The organism is Kribbella sp. NPDC020701, from assembly GCF_055562215.1.
In genome coordinates this window covers 56,356-71,640 of the sequence record NZ_JBVHFT010000006.1, presented here as the reverse complement: position 1 = coordinate 71,640, position 15,285 = coordinate 56,356, and the positions used below count along the sequence as shown (strand labels likewise).

Below are 15,285 nucleotides of genomic sequence, written 5' to 3'. Positions count from 1 at the left end.
ACCGATGTGTGTGTCAGCATCAAACATGGGACGATCCGCCCCGGTCGTCCGGTGACGCTGAGGAGCTGACACATGAGGAGTCATCTGAGCATCACGATGCAGTTGAAGGCCGCAGTCTGCGGTCTCGCCCTGGTCGCGGCAGCAGCGTTGCCGATGGCATCCACTCCGGCGACCGCCGCACCCGCCGCCCCGACTGTCTCGGCCGAAGCGGTGGCAGCCGCGAAGTCGGTGCCGACGCTCGGTCACTCGACGCAGACGCTCAAGACGCTGAACATCGACTTCCAGTACCAGCAGACCGGTTACTGGTGTGGCCCGGCCGCGACCCGGATCGCTCTGTCGGCCCGGATCTCGCCGCCGAGTCAGCAGCAACTGGCCAACGAGCTCCCGACCACCACGAACGGCACCGACTGGATCGGGCAGGTGACCCGGGTGCTCAACAACCACCTCGGCACCGGCTGGTACGAGACCAAGGAGATGCCGAACGACCCGCCCACCCAGGCGCAGCGCGATCTGCTCTGGCGGGACGTCGTGCTCGACATCGACAACAACTACCCGATCGTCGCCAACATCGTCGCCCCGGCCGGCAACCACCCGCCGGGCTACCCGAACTACACGATCTATCACTACTTCACCGTGATCGGGTACGACTCCAGCGACATGACCGTCCTGATCGCCGACCCGGCCGGCTTCGCCCCCACAGCGACGTACTGGCTCACGTTCAACCAGCTCGCAACCCTGATCCCACCGAAGGGCTACTCGGCCTGAGGCGGTACGCCGTACTCACCGGCGGCCCCGGTGAGTACGGTTTCCGGTGTGATGAGAGAGCCGCGGCTGGAGATCGAGTACTGCACGCAGTGTCGCTGGTTGTTGCGGGCGGCATGGACCGCGCAGGAGTTGCTGACCACGTTCCCGAAGGAGCTCGGGGAGGTCGCACTGATTCCGGGCATCGGTGGGGTCTTCGAGGTGCGGCTCGACGGGGAGACGTTGTGGTCGCGGAAGGCTGAGGGCGGGTTCGGCGAGATTCCGACGCTGAAGCAGTTGGTGCGGGATCGGATCGCGCCGGACCGCAAGCTTGGTCACTCGGACCGGAAGGAGCCGGCGCCCGGCGCCGACTTGTGATTCCGGGCACGTGGGGGATGTGAATTTGTGAATGTGGTGGGCGGCAAGGGACAATCGACTGCGTTATGACTACCTCCCTTCCTCTTGTCTTCGATGAGCCGCGCCGTGCCAAGAAGCCGCCGCGGCACCTGGCCGACCTCACCGGGGAGGAGCGGCGTACGGCGGTCGCCGCGCTGGGGGAGCCCGCGTTCCGGGCCAAGCAGCTGTCGAACCACTACTTCTCCCGGCTGGTGTCCGACCCGGCCGAGATGACCGATCTGCCGGCCGCGACCCGGGACAAGCTGGTCGCCGAGCTGATGCCGCCGCTGCTGACCCGGGTCCGGGACATGGAGTGCGACAACGGGCAGACCCGCAAGACGCTGTGGAAGCTGCTCGACGGCTCGCTGGTCGAGTCCGTCCTGATGCGGTATCCGGGCCGCGCCACCATGTGCGTGTCGTCGCAGGCCGGCTGCGGGATGGCCTGCCCGTTCTGTGCGACCGGCCAGGCCGGGCTCACCCGCAACATGACCACCGCTGAGATCGTCGAGCAGGTCGTCGACGGTGCGCGGGCGCTCGCGCGCGGTGAGATCGCCGGCGGGCCCGGGCGGGTCAACAACATCGTCTTCATGGGCATGGGCGAGCCGATGGCCAACTACAAGGCCGTGATCGGCGCGGTCCGGCGGTTCACCGATCCGTCGCCTGAGGGTCTCGGGATCTCGGCGCGGGGCGTGACGGTGTCGACCGTCGGCCTGGTGCCGCGGATGAACCAGCTCGCGACCGAGGGGATCCCGGTCACGCTCGCGCTGTCGCTGCACGCGCCGGACGACGAGCTGCGGGACGAGCTCGTGCCGATCAACAATCGCTGGAAGGTCGACGAGGTGCTCGACGCGGCCTGGGGGTACGCGCAGCAGACCAAGCGCCGGGTGTCGATCGAGTACGCGATGATCCGCGATATCAACGACCACGCCTGGCGGGCCGACCTGCTGGCGGAGAAGCTCAGGGCCCGCGGCGACTGGGGTTGGGTGCACGTCAACCTGATCCCGCTGAACCCGACGCCCGGCTCGAAGTGGACCGCCTCCGACCCGGCCGACGAGCGCGAATTCGTCCGCCGTCTCGAGGCCGGCGGCATCCCCACCACCGTCCGCGACACCCGGGGCCAGGAGATCGACGGCGCCTGCGGCCAGCTGGCCGCCGCCAACAAGTGATCGGCCCCGCGTCCGGTGGCGTGAGGGCTACGTGACTGTCAGCTGGCTCACCAAGAGCTGACTGCGGTCCTCACCCGGCATTGCCGAGGATCTTCGCCAGCGCCGCGGGTTGCGAGAACATCGGCCAATGGCCGGTGGGGAGCTCGACCAGCTCCCAGGATGGTGACTTGAGGTGCTCGGCGACATCGGATGACGGTGTGGCGCCGTCCATCAGGCACTTGATGTACGTCGTCGGCAGCTCGGTGATCGGGTGTGCGAGCGCGGCCGGCTCGGAGATCGCGCGGCCGGGGTGCGGCGTACTGCGGGAGACGATCTGGGCGATGGTCTCGTCGGAGAGGTCCTGGCCGACGTAGTCCTCGGCGGTGAGCGGCGGCCAGTAGCCGCCTGACTCGGCCATCTGGCCCTCGACCCAGGCGCGTCCTTCCTCGGACCAGCCGTCGATAAAGGACTTCCCGTCGTGCGGGATGTTGGAGTCGACGTACACCACGCGCCGCAGCCGGTCGCCGATCCGTCCCGCTGCCTGGCCAGTCGGAATCCCGGAGTAGCTGTGCCCCGCGAGTACGACGTCCCGCAGATCGTTGTCCTCGATCACCGCCACGATGTCGTCCACGTGCTCCTGCTGGCCGGAGTCCACACCCCGCCGCTCGGCCAGCCCGCTCAACGTCACCGGATACACCTCGTGCCCCTCGGCCCGAAGCACCACAGCCACCTCATCCCAAGCCCACCCACCAAGCCAAGCCCCCGGCACCAAAACAAAATTCGTCATGCCGCGCACCGTAAACCACCCCACCGACAAACCTCAGCTGACGAGTTCGGCCGCCTCGTTAATCGTGTCGACCAGATGGATGGAGTGGGCCAGCGATCGTCCCGCAGCCAAGGACTGGAGGAGGGGCCAGACGGGGACGTGCGCAGTCCAGTAGTTGATGTCTACGAGGATGAGGGGGATTTGGGTGGCTGGGTCGCCGTAGTAGTTGGGGGTTGCGGCTTGGAAGACCTCTTGGACGGTGCCGGCGGCGCCTGGGAGGTAGATGATGCCGCCGCGGGCGCGGCTGAGGAGGACGCCTTCGCGCTGGGCGTTGGAGAAGTACTTGGCGATGGCCGACGCGAACACGTTCGGCGGCTCGTGGCCGTAGAACCAGGTTGGAATCGACACACCGCCGTCGCCGGGGAACTCACGCCGTACGTCGAGCCCTGAAGCGGCCCATGCGGCCACGGAGGGGCGGAACGACGGTACGCGCGCCAGACCGGTGAGTGCACGGTCGACGGCGGCGTCGTCGTACTCGGAGAGTGATGCACCGAGGTTGGCGGCCTCCATCGCACCAGGGCCGCCGCCGGTGACCACCATGCGCTTGCGGCGGGCGAGCGTACGCCCGAGGAGCACCGCGGCTCGGTAGTTGTCGTCGCTCCGGAGTACGCCGTGACCGCCCATCACTCCCACCCAGGGCTTGTCGCCTGGCAGTTCGTCGAGGGCATCGGCGATGGCGTGGTCGTGGAGGGCTGCGGCGAGGGTCCGGCCGGTGTCGCCCTTCTCGTCGTGCTGGCGGGACCACGCGTAGATCCGGGCGTCCGGTGTGGCGTCGTACCCGTGCTCGAGGCCGGCGTACAGCTCCTCGGCGTCGTACAGCGTGCCGCGGTAGGAGTCGAACGGGAGGGACGGTATCGCGGGGAACAGCAGTCCACCGCCGTCGCGGATCCAGGTCTCAGCCTTCTCCTCCAGCGAACAGCCGAGGAACAGACCGCCCATTGGGCTCAGCTGCAGCAGTTCCGCCGTCCGCCCGGTCAGATCGACCGACTGAACCCGCCATCCGGCCATCGAGGTGGCCCCAGCGGCCACGATCCGGTCGAAGTGCTCCAGCGACTCGATGTCCACGTGCGGGATGCTCGGCATTGTCACGCAGAGCACCCTAGCGTCCTGCGCCGGCCACTCCTCGGCGCTTGAGGCGCCCAGGCACGCACCTCGCGGCACTTGGGGAGCGTCCACGATGGAGACCGCATCGAGGACGCTCCCCAAGCACCGCGATGCACGCACCTGGACACCGCAATCGCTCGAGGCCTGACCGGCGCAGGACGCTACCGCCATAGATGCCCACTATGAGCGAACGGCGCGATGAGGTAATGCTTAGACATGACACATGCGGAGCTCTGGGAGCGTCACAAGGCCGTCATGCCGGACTGGCTCGCGTTGTACTACGAGGAGCCGATCGAGATCGTGGAGGGGTCCGGCCGCCGGGTCACCGACGGTGAGGGCAACACCTATCTCGACTTCTTCGCCGGCATCCTGACCAACGCGATCGGCTACGACATCGCGGAGATCTCCGAGGCGGTGCGCGAGCAGCTCGGGACCGGGATCGCACACACCTCGACCGTGTACCTGATCCGCAAGCAGATCGAGCTGGCCGAGCAGATCGCCGAGCTGTCGGGCATCCCGAACGCCAAGGTGTTCTTCGCCAACTCCGGCACCGAGGCGAACGAGACAGCGCTGCTGCTCGCCACCCAGAACCGCCGCTCCAACCAGGTGCTGGCGATGCGCAACTCCTACCACGGCCGCGCTTTCGGTACGGTCGCCATCACCGGCAACCGCGGTTGGTCCGCGAGCAGTCTGTCGCCGGTGAACGTGCAGTATGTGCAGGGCGCGTACCGGTACCGCAGCCCGTTCCGCGACCTGCCCGACGCGGACTACGTCAAGGCCTGCGTCGACGACCTGCGCAACGTCATCGAGACCACCACCGCCGGCGATGTCGCCTGCCTGATCGCCGAGCCGATCCAGGGCGTCGGCGGATTCTCGTCGCCGCCCGACGGCCTGTACGGCGCCTTCAAGGAGGTGCTCGACGAGTACGGGATCCTGCTCATCTCCGACGAGGTGCAGACCGGCTGGGGGCGGACCGGTGAGCACTTCTGGGGGATCCAGGCGCACGACGTCGTACCTGATGCGATGACGTTCGCGAAGGGGCTCGGCAACGGGTTCGCGATCGGCGGAGTGGTCGCGCGGGCCGACCTGATGGACAGCATCAAGGCGAACTCGCTGTCCACCTTCGGCGGCAACCCGATCTCGACCAGCGCGGCGAAGGCGACGATCGACTACCTGCTCGACCACGACCTGCAGGCGAACGCGGCCAAGCGCGGCGCCCAGCTGGCTGACGGACTGCGCGGGATCTCCGAGGAGTACCCCGAGCTCGGCGATGTCCGCGGCAAGGGCCTGATGCTGGCCGCCGAGATCGTCAAGCCGGACGACCGGAGCCCGGACGCGGCCAGCACCGCCAAACTCCAGCAGGAGACCAAGAATCGCGGCCTCCTGGTCGGCAAGGGCGGCCTCTACGGCAACGTCCTCCGGATGGCTCCGCCGATGACCCTCACCGAAGAAGAAACCGCCGAAGCCCTCGACATCATCCGAGACTCCTTCAACACCCTGCGCTGACCAGCGAAGAGCCCCTCCAAGGAGGGGCTCTCTTCGTCCGTCAGATCGGGGGGATGGCTCCGGCGGCTGCGGTGGCGACGGCGGTCTGGTCGATCTGGTCGGGCGGGATGGGGCCGCCGGCCGAGCGGCCGCGGCGGCGCGTCAGCGCTTCGACCCGCTGGGCGAGGACGCCGAGCAGGTAGTTCACGATCACGAAGATCGCGCCGACGACGATCAGGGCCGGGAGCAGGTTCGACTTGTAGTTGCCGATCTGCTCCGCCTTCCGGAGCAGTTCCTCGTAGGTGATGATGTAGCCGAGCGCGGTGTCCTTCAGGATCACCACCAGCTGGCCGACGATGGCCGGCAGCATCGCGGTGATTGCCTGCGGCAACAGAACCAGCCGCATCGCCTTGGCGGGTGTCAGGCCGATCGCCATCGCCGCCTCGCTCTGTCCCTTCGGCAGCGAGTACACGCCGGAGCGGACCAGCTCGGCGACCACCGCGCCGTTATACAGCGTGAGGCCGGTGACGACGGCGGCCAGCGCCAGCCGCTCCGGCGGGACGACCTCGTAGTGCGCGTACAGGGCGTAGGTGAACAGCATCATCAGCAGCACCGGCACCGAGCGGAAGAACTCGACGATCACGTTGCAGGGCCACCGGATCCAGACCGCGAGAGAGAGCCGCCCGACGCCCAGCAGCGTCCCGATGACCAACGCCAGGACGACCGAGATGGCGGCGGCGGTCAGCGTGCCGATCAGGCCGGGGATCAGGTACTGGGTCCAGATCTCGCCGGTCAGGAACGGCTTCCACTTGGCCGCGGTGAGCTGGCCCTTCTCGTCGAACTTGTCGATGACGAACCACAGCACCAGGACCAGGACGACAATGCTGCCCACCCCGACGGCGGCGTACAGGCGCTTGGCGCGCGGGCCGGGTGCGTCGAACAGAACGCTGCTGCTACTCATCGCTTCACCGCCAGCCGCTTGGACATCGAGGTGAACAGCATTCCGACCGGAAGGGTCAGGATGACGAAGCCGACCGCGAAGATGCCGAACACCACGAAGATCACGTCGGGCCGGTTCTCCATCATCACCTTCATCACCGCGGATGCCTCGGTGACGCCGATGACGGAGGCGACCGTCGAGTTCTTGGTCAGGGCGATCAGCACGTTGCCCAGCGGGGCGATCGCACCCCGGAACGCCTGCGGGAGTACGACGTACCGCAGTGTCTTCAGGAACGGCAGGCCGATCGCCCGGGCCGCCTCGGCCTGGCCCAGCGGGACCGTGTTGACACCACTGCGGATCGCCTCGGCCACGAAGGACGCGTGGTAGACCGACAGGCCGAGGACAGCGAGCCGGAAGTTGTTGTCGGTGATGAAGGTGTTCGAGTCCTTGTTCGCCAGCGAGACGCCGAGCTGCAGGAACAGCCCGAGGTTGCAGAACACGATGACCAGGGTCAGCGGTGTGTTCCGGACGATGTTCACGTACGCGGTGCCGATCACCTGCAGCACCCGAACCGGGGAGACCCGCATCACCGCCACACCGGTGCCGATCAGCAGCGCGAACACCGCCGACAGCAGCGTGAGGTAGATGGTCGTCCGGAAGGCTTGCAGGCCGTCGTACTCGACGAAGAACTCCGAAATCACGTCCATGTTTCTCCAGCTGGGAACGAGGTGGAGATCAGCACGCCGGGGAGAGACCGCGTGCGCGGCCCCTCCCCGGCGATGTCAGATCAGGCGCAGGCGTCGAAGGTCTTCGGCGGGTTCGTCGCCGGGTCGAGCGTCAGCCCGGACGAGCCGAGGTTCTTGTCGAAGGCCTTCTGCCACTCGCCGGAGTCGACCATCTTCTTCAGCGCGTCGTTGACCTTGGTGCAGGTCTCGGTGTCGCCCTTCTTCAGGCCGACGCCGTACCGCTCGGTCGAGAACGTCTTGCCGACCACCTTGAACTTGCCCTTGTTCGCCTCCTGCGAGGCGTAGCCGGCCAGGATGGTGTTGTCGGTGGTCACCGCGTCGATCGCGCCGGCGCCGAGCGCCTCGACACACTTGGAGTAGGTGTCGTACTCCTGCAGCTGCACGGTCTTGGCGAACTTGTCCTTGACCTTCTGCGCCGACGTGGAGCCGGTCACCGAACACAGCTTCTTGCCGTTCAGTGTCTCCGGACCGGTGATGTCGGTGTTGTCGGCCTTGACCAGCAGATCCTGACCGGCGACCAGGTACGGGCCGGCGAACGAGACCTTCTCCTTGCGGGCGTCGGTGATCGAGTAGCTCGCGAAGATCATCTTCACCTGGCCGTTCTGCAGCAGCGTCTCACGCTGTGCCGACGGCGATTCCTTGAAGGTGATGTCGCCGTAGCCAAGCTCCTTGGCGACGTAGTTGGCGACGTCGACGTCCATCCCGGTGTAGTTCGCGCCTTCCTTCAGGCCGATCCCGGGCTGGTCGAACTTGATGCCGATGGTGACTTTCTCGCCACCGCTGGATCCGGAGCTGGAGTTCGAGTCGTCGCCGCAGGCCGCCAGTCCGGTCGCAGCCAGGCCCGCGATCCCGAGGGCAGCGATGATTCGCTGTCGCATTGTCTTTTCCTCCGTTGTGTTCGGTACTGCGCTGGGAAACGGCCGGTGTGGTCAGTGGGTGAGGATCTTCGAGAGGAAGTCCTGCGCCCGCTTGGTCTGCGGATCGGTGAAGAACTTCTCCGGCTCCGCTTCCTCGACGATCTGCCCGTCGGCCATGAAGACGACCCGGTTCGCCGCACGGCGGGCGAAGCCCATCTCGTGGGTGACCACAACCATGGTCATGCTCTGACCGGCCAGGTCGACCATCACGTCGAGGACCTCTTTGATCATCTCCGGGTCCAGAGCCGAGGTCGGCTCGTCGAACAGCATCACCTTCGGGTCCATCGCCAGTGCGCGGGCGATCGCCACCCGCTGCTGCTGGCCACCGGACAGTTGTGCCGGGTACTTGTCGGCCTGCGCGGCGACGCCGACCCGCTCGAGCAGCGCGCGGGCGTTCTCGTCGGCCTCGGCCTTGCCCTGGCCACGGACCTTCATCGGGCCGAGGGTGACGTTCTGCAGGATCGTCTTGTGCGCGAACAGGTTGAAGGACTGGAACACCATGCCGACGTCGGCGCGCAGTCTGGCCAGTGCCTTGCCCTCACTGGGGAGCGGCTGGCCGTCGAGCGTGATGGTGCCGTCGTCGATCGGCTCCAGCCGGTTGATCGCGCGGCAGAGCGTCGACTTGCCGGATCCGGACGGACCGATCACCACGACGACCTCGCCCTTGGCGATGGACAGGTTGATGTCCTTCAGGACGTGCAACTCGCCGAAATGTTTGTTGACGTCGGTCAGCGCAACCAAACCGGTTTTCGTCAACGTACCGGAATCGCTCATGGCCAGAACCTAGCGGAGCCGAGGGTTCGGTCGCAGCGCTGAGTGGTTCCACGGTGGTAACGATCTGCAATATATGGCGCGGCCTGTGATCGAATCCTCACAGGCCGTTCATCTGTATTACTGACTGATGTGAACGGCCCGTCAGGTGACGATTCCGTACTCGCGGATCTTGCGGTAGATGGTCGCCCGCGACATCCCCAGCGCGGCCGCCGCGGCCTGTTTGTCGCCGTCGTACATGCACAAGGCGTCGACGATCGCGTCCCGTTCGAGGGCTTCGATCGGGGTCAGTTGGCGGCGGGTGGTGGCGCGGCACTCGGGTGGGAGGTCGGCGAGCTCGACGACCCCGGAGCGGCGTCGGCGGGCGACCGTGGTGAGGACTGCGCGGAGGTGGGTGATGTTGCCCGACCACGGCAGTCGCATCAGCTGGTTCATCGTCGTGGTGGAGAACGTCAGGCCGCTGATGCCGGACTTTGCCAGCAGTGATCGGACCAGGGCCGGAATGTCTTCCAAGTGATGCCGCAGCGGCGGCACCTCGACGGTCCGGGGGAAGAAGGCCAGCAGCCGGCCGGCGATCTCGGACCGGTCTGCGGGCCGGGTCAGCGCGACCCAGGCGTCCCCGGCGATCGCGCCGTCGCGGACGTTCTGCAGCAACTCGGTGAGACCGTCGAGAACCTCGCCGGTCAGCAGATGCGCTCGCCGGATGATCAGATCGGCCCCGGACTCCAGCTCCGCACGTGCCTCGGCCAGTAGGTCGTCGCCCGTCACCTCGGGATCGAGAACGGCCAGCCGCCGACTCGGTGCGACGTGCCGGCGGACCGCACGCAGCAAGGACAACTTGCCCGCCCCCGGTTCACCGTCGGCGATCAGCCATTCGGACCGGCTGCACGCATCCAGCAGTTCCTGGGTGACGTGCTGCCAGACCGCACTCGTCCCGGTCGTCCCGGGAACCAGCGGGAACCGGGCCGCGCTGCGAGCCGGCGGCCGTTGCTCCTTGATCTGAATGACCCCACCGGCCAGGGTGTCGCCGACAAACGTCGGCCGGTAGGCCATCCGCGCGGTCGTCCCGCTGGGCAGGTCGGTCATGAACACCACTGGCTTGGTGCCGCCACGCGCATCGCGAGTGCGGTCGATCAGCGCCGCCTGGTCGATCGCGTCGAACCGTGCCTGCGCATAGGCGTTCATCATGAACACCTCGTCGCCGAGCGCGAGCACCGGTCCGCCACTGTGCCGGCAGGCGGCGTAGTAGTCGCTCAGCAGCGCGTGGTCGAGCGCGTTCGCCTCCTCGACGACCCGTTCATGGATCCGCCGGGCCGCGAGTTTGGCGAACGACAGCAGGATCGAGTTCGAGTTCCTGGCCTGGGTGGTGATGTCCAGTACGCCGAGCAGCCCGCCGGTGATCGGATGAGTGATGGTCGCCCCGGCACACGAGAACATTCGTAATTTCCCGTTGTAATGCTCAGCTCCGTGGACCAGGATCGGCCCGCCCACCTCGAGCGCCGTACCGATCCCGTTGGTCCCGACCTCGGACTCGGCGTACTGGAATCCAGGCGCGAGGTCGACCGAATCCAGCCGCCGCAGCAAGGCAGGGTCACCGCCCCGGCGGTCGAGGACGACACCCTTCCCGTCGGTCAGGATGATGCAGACAGGCTCGTTGTGGAGCTCCGACGACAGCGCGTCGATCACCGGCCGGGCCGCCCGCATCAGCGTGGTCTCCCGGTCGATCCGATCGAAGTACGTCGGGGCTGGGCGGTCGATGTCCACCCGGGATGCGTGCGAACGCTCCCATGAGACCCGGATAGGGTCCCGGACCGGCAGTGCAGCGTCCATGGGCTGACTCCTTCGCGTCCGTCACCAGCGGAACTGCTCCCACGGTAGCGGGCTCCGGTGTGACCGCCATCTCACATTGAGACACGAATCTGCCCGCCTGACGGCTTTCATCCCTGTTTAACGCAGCCCGCCGTACCGCAGGAGCCGCCGGAAACGCCGGCTCCCGATCATGGAGGCACACATTGAGCAGGCAGAGTCTCACCAAGGCGCACGCCAAGATCACCGAGCTGTCGTGGGAACCGACCTTCGCGACGCCGGCCACCCGGTTCGGGACCGACTACACGTTCGAGAGGGCGCCGAAGAAGGATCCCCTCAAGCAGATCATGCGCTCCTACTTCCCGATGGAGGAGGAGAAGGACAACCGCGTGTACGGCGCCATGGACGGCGCGATCCGCGGCAACATGTTCCGCCAGGTGCAGCAGCGCTGGCTGGAATGGCAGAAGCTGTTCCTCAGCATCATCCCGTTCCCGGAGATCTCGGCGGCCCGGGCGATGCCGATGGCCATCGACGCCGTCCCGAACCCGGAGATCCACAACGGGCTCGCGGTGCAGATGATCGACGAGGTCAGGCACTCGACGATCCAGATGAACCTCAAGCGCCTGTACATGAACAACTATATCGACCCGGCCGGTTTCGACATGACCGAGAAGGCGTTCGCGAACAACTACGCGGGCACCATCGGCCGGCAGTTCGGCGAGGGGTTCATCACCGGTGACGCGATCACCGCCGCGAACATCTACCTGACCGTCGTGGCCGAGACCGCCTTCACCAACACGCTGTTCGTGGCGATGCCGGACGAGGCCGCGGCCAATGGCGACTACCTGCTGCCGACGGTGTTCCACTCGGTGCAGTCCGACGAGTCGCGGCACATCAGCAACGGCTACTCGATCCTGCTGATGGCCCTGGCCGACGAACGCAACCGTCCGCTGCTCGAGCGCGATCTGCGCTACGCGTGGTGGAACAACCACTGTGTCGTCGACGCGGCCATCGGCACCTTCATCGAGTACGGCACGAAGGACCGCCGCAAGGACCGGGAGAGCTATGCGGAGATGTGGCGCCGCTGGATCTACGACGACTACTACCGCAGCTACCTGCTGCCGCTGGAGAAGTACGGCCTCACCATCCCGCACGACCTGGTCGAGGAGGCCTGGAAGCGGATCGTGGACAAGGGCTACGTGCACGAGGTCGCACGGTTCTTCGCCACCGGATGGCCGGTCAACTACTGGCGGATCGACGCCATGACCGACAAGGACTTCGAGTGGTTCGAGTCGAAGTACCCGGGCTGGTACTCGAAGTACGGCAAGTGGTGGGAGAACTACAACCGGCTCGCCTACCCGGGCAGGAACAAGCCGATCGCGTTCGAGGAGGTCGGGTACCAGTACCCGCACCGCTGCTGGACCTGCATGGTGCCGGCGCTGATCCGCGAGGACATGGTGGTCGAGAAGGTCGACGACCAGTGGCGTACCTACTGCTCGGAGACCTGCTACTGGACCGACGCGGTCGCGTTCCGCAGCGAGTACGACGGCCGGCCGACCCCCAACATGGGACGCCTGACCGGCTTCCGTGAGTGGGAGACCCTGCACCACAACAAGGACCTGGCCGACATCGTCCAGGACCTCGGGTACGTGCGTGACGACGGCAAGACGCTGATCGGCCAGCCGCACCTGGACCTGGACGACCCGAAGAAGATGTGGACCCTCGACGACGTCCGCGGCAACACGTTCATGAGCCCCAACGTGCTGCTGAACGAGATGTCCGACGCCGAGCGCGAGGCCCACGTGGCGGCGTACAAGGCCAACGGCACCCGCGCGGCCTGACCCACCCCGAGCCGGCTGGTGGCGCCGCCGACGCATCGGCGCCACCAGCCGTTCCACCCCAGCATGAGGAGGCCCGACGTGGCCGACACCCACCGGATCCGGTTCGAACCGGTCGACATCGAGATGGACGTCACCGAGGACGACAAGATCCTCGACGCGGCGTTCCGGCAGGGCATCCACCTGATGCACGGCTGCAAGGAGGGGCAGTGCTCCGCCTGCAAGTCCTACATCCTCGAGGGTGACCTGCAGATGGAGCGCTACTCCACCTTCGCGTGCAACGACGCCGAGGTCGCCGAGGGCTATGTGCTGCTGTGCCGGGCCCACGCGTTCAGCGACTGCACGATCGAGCTGCTCAACTACGACGAGGACGAGCTGCTCGGCGGCATCGCGATCCAGACGATCAGCGCCCGGGTGGTGGCGATCGAACCGGTCACCCGGGACATCGTCTCGCTCCGGCTCAAGGCTGATCAGGCGTTCGAGTTCAGGCCGGGCCAGTACGCCGACATCACCATCCCCGGCACCGACGACCACCGATCGTTCTCGATGGCGACGACCCAGTCGACGCCGGACGAGATCGAGTTCCTGATCAAGAAGTACCCGGGCGGCCGGTTCTCCGCGCTGCTGGACGGCGAGCTCGCGGTCGGCGACGAGCTGTCGCTGACCGGGCCGTACGGCTCGTCCACCCTCAAGGACGGCCACGTGCTCCCGGTCGTCTGTGTCGCCGGCGGGGCCGGGATGGCGCCCATCCTGTCCATCCTGCGGCACCTGCGGGAGACCGGGAGTACCCGGCCGGTCCGGTTCTACTACGGCGCCCGGACGGCCGGCGACCTGTTCTACCTCGACGCGATCCGCGAGCTCGGTGCGGACCTGACCGGGTTCGAGTTCATCGCCTGCCTGTCCGAGTCGGCCGACGGCGCGGACGGCCTCGAGCCCGAGATCGGCAACGTCACCGACATCGTCGAGCGGCGGGAGGCCGAGCTGCACCGCAGCGAGATCTACCTGTGCGGCCCGCCGCCGATGGTCGACGCCGCCCTGTCGTTGCTGGAGGCAAGCAACGTGCCGAAGGACCAGGTCTTCTACGACAAGTTCACCAGTCCCGTGACAACCGATGGAGTCTGAGATGGCGCAATCGACAGCACCGAAGCAGCGCAGTTTCCCGACGATCGAGTTCACCGACTCCGAGGCCGGCGCGCTGGAGTTCCCGAGCTCGACGAGCCGGTCCTACAACTACTACAAGCCGGCCAAGCTCCGGGCGACGATGTACGAGGACGTCACCGTCGACGTGCAGCCGGACCCGGACCGGCACCTGAGCCAGGGCTGGATCTACGGCTTCGGCGACGGTCCCGGCGGCTACCCGAAGGAGTGGACGGCCGCGAAGTCGTCGAACTGGCACGCCTTCCTCGACCCGAACGAGGAGTGGAACCAGACGATCTACCGCAACAACTCCGCGGTCGTCCGGCAGGTCGATCTCGGCCTGCAGAACGCCAAGCGGGCCCGGGCGTACGACGGCTGGAACCCGGCCTGGCTGAAGTTCATCGAGCGCAACCTCGGTGCCTGGATGCACGCCGAGAACGGTCTCGCGCTGCACGTCTTCACCAGCATCCAGCGGTCCGGCCCGACGAACATGATCAACACCGCGGTCGCGGTCAACGCCGCCCACAAGATGCGGTTCGCCCAGGACCTCGCACTGTTCAACCTGGATCTGTCGGAGGCCGACGTACCGTTCGACGGCGCCGCCCACAAGGAGGTCTGGAAGAGCGCGCCGGAGTGGCAGCCGACCCGCGAGGTGGTCGAGCGGCTGACGGCCGTGGGCGACTGGTGCGAGCTGTTGTTCGCCACCAACATCGTCTTCGAGCAGCTGGTCGGATCGCTGTTCCGGACCGAGCTGGTGATGCAGATCGCCGCCCGCAACGGCGACTACATCACGCCGACGATCGTCGGCACCGGCGAGCACGACTACGACCGCGACCTCGGCTACACCCGCAACCTCTTCCGGCTGCTGACCCGGGACGCCGAGTTCGGCGAGACCAACAAGGCCCTGTTCGGCGAGTGGATGGCGACCTGGGTGCCGCGATGCCTCGACGCCGCGCACGCGCTGCAGCCGATCTGGTCGCAGCCGGCCGACAAGTCCGTCACCTTCGCGGTGAGCCTGGACGCGGCCAAGCAGAAGTTCCGTTCCCTGCTCGAGGACCTCGGGCTCGACACTCCGAAGGAGCTGGACCAATGAGCATGCAGTTCGGATCTGAGACCGAGTTCTCCAACAAGTGCGGCGTCACCCTGATGAACACCCCGATCGGCCGCGTCGTCGCCCAGGTGATGGGCGCCAAGGACGGGGTCGAGCTGACCGAGTACCCGTCGATGATCCGGGTGGACGGAGTCGGCCTGCTCGACTTCGACTACGCCGAGCTGTCCGAGGCGCTCGGGTCGGAGTTCGACGGCTCGGTGTTCGAGGAGATCAGCTCGACCCACTACGGCCGGATGGTGCACCTGGACGACAAGACCATCCTGTTCGCCAGCCCCGAGGACGCCGCCGAGTACATCGGCTTCGACCTCACCGCGAAGTGAGG

15 protein-coding genes are annotated in these 15,285 nt (G+C 66.9%); 8 read left to right on the top strand and 7 right to left on the bottom strand.

Features of this window, described 5'->3' with window-relative positions; all coding sequences use genetic code 11:
- The first annotated feature begins 72 nt into the window (after window positions 1–72).
- The 3 genes from ACZ3HV_RS15875 to rlmN all read left to right on the top strand — a co-directional run bounded on the left by ACZ3HV_RS15875 (window position 73) and on the right by rlmN (window position 2,303).
- Entirely contained in the window at window positions 73–765 is a 693-nt protein-coding gene (locus ACZ3HV_RS15875) for a C39 family peptidase (RefSeq protein ID WP_465684895.1), read from the top strand.
- A 51-nt stretch (window positions 766–816) separates the two neighbouring features.
- Complete coding sequence (locus ACZ3HV_RS15870) at window positions 817–1,119, top strand: Rdx family protein (RefSeq protein ID WP_360365251.1); 303 nt, start codon at window positions 817–819, stop codon at window positions 1,117–1,119.
- A gap of 65 nt (window positions 1,120–1,184) precedes the next feature.
- Window positions 1,185–2,303 carry a dual-specificity RNA methyltransferase RlmN gene (gene rlmN / locus ACZ3HV_RS15865; RefSeq protein ID WP_465684893.1) on the top strand — a complete coding sequence of 373 codons (1,119 nt, stop codon included), beginning with the start codon at window positions 1,185–1,187 and terminating at the stop codon, window positions 2,301–2,303.
- Window positions 2,304–2,373: 70 nt separating this feature from the next.
- Here rlmN and ACZ3HV_RS15860 read toward each other — a convergent pair whose 3' ends face one another.
- Both ACZ3HV_RS15860 and ACZ3HV_RS15855 read right to left on the bottom strand, forming a co-directional pair.
- The gene (locus tag ACZ3HV_RS15860) at window positions 2,374–3,069 is read right to left on the bottom strand and encodes an alpha/beta fold hydrolase (RefSeq protein WP_465684891.1); all 696 of its coding nucleotides are present in this window, start codon (window positions 3,067–3,069) and stop codon (window positions 2,374–2,376) included.
- 33 nt (window positions 3,070–3,102) lie between these two features.
- Window positions 3,103–4,191 carry an LOG family protein gene (locus ACZ3HV_RS15855; RefSeq protein WP_465685513.1) on the bottom strand — a complete coding sequence of 363 codons (1,089 nt, stop codon included), beginning with the start codon at window positions 4,189–4,191 and terminating at the stop codon, window positions 3,103–3,105.
- A 237-nt stretch (window positions 4,192–4,428) separates the two neighbouring features.
- Here ACZ3HV_RS15855 and ACZ3HV_RS15850 point away from each other — a divergent pair, with 237 nt between their 5' ends.
- Window positions 4,429–5,718, top strand: a complete 1,290-nt coding sequence (locus ACZ3HV_RS15850) for an aspartate aminotransferase family protein (protein WP_465684889.1) — start codon at window positions 4,429–4,431, stop codon at window positions 5,716–5,718.
- 40 nt (window positions 5,719–5,758) lie between these two features.
- Here the strand turns inward: ACZ3HV_RS15850 and ACZ3HV_RS15845 are convergent, their stop codons facing one another.
- The 5 genes from ACZ3HV_RS15845 to ACZ3HV_RS15825 all read right to left on the bottom strand — a co-directional run bounded on the left by ACZ3HV_RS15845 (window position 5,759) and on the right by ACZ3HV_RS15825 (window position 10,901).
- Window positions 5,759–6,658 (bottom strand): amino acid ABC transporter permease, encoded by a 900-nt coding sequence (locus ACZ3HV_RS15845; RefSeq protein WP_465684888.1) that lies wholly within the window; start codon window positions 6,656–6,658, stop codon window positions 5,759–5,761.
- Entirely contained in the window at window positions 6,655–7,344 is a 690-nt protein-coding gene (locus ACZ3HV_RS15840; protein WP_465684886.1) for an amino acid ABC transporter permease, read from the bottom strand. The genes ACZ3HV_RS15845 and ACZ3HV_RS15840 overlap by 4 nt, the downstream gene beginning before the upstream one ends.
- Window positions 7,345–7,424: 80 nt before the next feature.
- The gene (locus ACZ3HV_RS15835; protein ID WP_465684884.1) at window positions 7,425–8,261 is read right to left on the bottom strand and encodes a glutamate ABC transporter substrate-binding protein; all 837 of its coding nucleotides are present in this window, start codon (window positions 8,259–8,261) and stop codon (window positions 7,425–7,427) included.
- A gap of 51 nt (window positions 8,262–8,312) precedes the next feature.
- Entirely contained in the window at window positions 8,313–9,074 is a 762-nt protein-coding gene (locus ACZ3HV_RS15830; protein WP_465684883.1) for an amino acid ABC transporter ATP-binding protein, read from the bottom strand.
- Between the two features lie 141 nt (window positions 9,075–9,215).
- Window positions 9,216–10,901 (bottom strand): sigma-54-dependent Fis family transcriptional regulator, encoded by a 1,686-nt coding sequence (locus ACZ3HV_RS15825; RefSeq protein ID WP_465684881.1) that lies wholly within the window; start codon window positions 10,899–10,901, stop codon window positions 9,216–9,218.
- Window positions 10,902–11,083: 182 nt separating this feature from the next.
- Here ACZ3HV_RS15825 and ACZ3HV_RS15820 point away from each other — a divergent pair, with 182 nt between their 5' ends.
- The 4 genes from ACZ3HV_RS15820 to mimD all read left to right on the top strand — a co-directional run bounded on the left by ACZ3HV_RS15820 (window position 11,084) and on the right by mimD (window position 15,283).
- Window positions 11,084–12,718, top strand: a complete 1,635-nt coding sequence (locus tag ACZ3HV_RS15820; RefSeq protein WP_360365170.1) for a ferritin family protein — start codon at window positions 11,084–11,086, stop codon at window positions 12,716–12,718.
- 78 nt (window positions 12,719–12,796) lie between these two features.
- A complete protein-coding gene (locus ACZ3HV_RS15815; protein ID WP_465684879.1) occupies window positions 12,797–13,837 on the top strand; it encodes a 2Fe-2S iron-sulfur cluster-binding protein in 1,041 nt (346 codons plus the stop codon).
- A 1-nt stretch (window position 13,838) separates the two neighbouring features.
- On the top strand, window positions 13,839–14,945 hold the full coding sequence (locus tag ACZ3HV_RS15810) for an aromatic/alkene monooxygenase hydroxylase subunit beta (protein ID WP_465684877.1): 1,107 nt from the start codon (window positions 13,839–13,841) through the stop codon (window positions 14,943–14,945).
- Window positions 14,942–15,283: a propane 2-monooxygenase effector subunit MimD gene (gene mimD / locus ACZ3HV_RS15805; protein WP_465684875.1), complete on the top strand. Its 342-nt coding sequence runs from the start codon at window positions 14,942–14,944 to the stop codon at window positions 15,281–15,283. The genes ACZ3HV_RS15810 and mimD overlap by 4 nt, the downstream gene beginning before the upstream one ends.
- The last annotated feature ends 2 nt before the right edge of the window (window positions 15,284–15,285 follow it).

Excerpts from the sequence above, each read along its gene's own strand:
- ACZ3HV_RS15875 (WP_465684895.1), top strand. The coding sequence starts at position 73 with ATGAGGAGTCATCTGAGCATCACGATGCAGTTGAAGGCCGCAGTCTGC.
- ACZ3HV_RS15870 (WP_360365251.1), top strand. The coding sequence starts at position 817 with ATGAGAGAGCCGCGGCTGGAGATCGAGTACTGCACGCAGTGTCGCTGG.
- rlmN (WP_465684893.1), top strand. The coding sequence starts at position 1,185 with ATGACTACCTCCCTTCCTCTTGTCTTCGATGAGCCGCGCCGTGCCAAG.
- ACZ3HV_RS15860 (WP_465684891.1), bottom strand. The coding sequence starts at position 3,069 with ATGACGAATTTTGTTTTGGTGCCGGGGGCTTGGCTTGGTGGGTGGGCT.
- ACZ3HV_RS15855 (WP_465685513.1), bottom strand. The coding sequence starts at position 4,191 with ATGCCGAGCATCCCGCACGTGGACATCGAGTCGCTGGAGCACTTCGAC.
- ACZ3HV_RS15850 (WP_465684889.1), top strand. The coding sequence starts at position 4,429 with ATGACACATGCGGAGCTCTGGGAGCGTCACAAGGCCGTCATGCCGGAC.
- ACZ3HV_RS15845 (WP_465684888.1), bottom strand. The coding sequence starts at position 6,658 with ATGAGTAGCAGCAGCGTTCTGTTCGACGCACCCGGCCCGCGCGCCAAG.
- ACZ3HV_RS15840 (WP_465684886.1), bottom strand. The coding sequence starts at position 7,344 with ATGGACGTGATTTCGGAGTTCTTCGTCGAGTACGACGGCCTGCAAGCC.
- ACZ3HV_RS15835 (WP_465684884.1), bottom strand. The coding sequence starts at position 8,261 with ATGCGACAGCGAATCATCGCTGCCCTCGGGATCGCGGGCCTGGCTGCG.
- ACZ3HV_RS15830 (WP_465684883.1), bottom strand. The coding sequence starts at position 9,074 with ATGAGCGATTCCGGTACGTTGACGAAAACCGGTTTGGTTGCGCTGACC.
- ACZ3HV_RS15825 (WP_465684881.1), bottom strand. The coding sequence starts at position 10,901 with ATGGACGCTGCACTGCCGGTCCGGGACCCTATCCGGGTCTCATGGGAG.
- ACZ3HV_RS15810 (WP_465684877.1), top strand. The coding sequence starts at position 13,839 with ATGGCGCAATCGACAGCACCGAAGCAGCGCAGTTTCCCGACGATCGAG.
- mimD (WP_465684875.1), top strand. The coding sequence starts at position 14,942 with ATGAGCATGCAGTTCGGATCTGAGACCGAGTTCTCCAACAAGTGCGGC.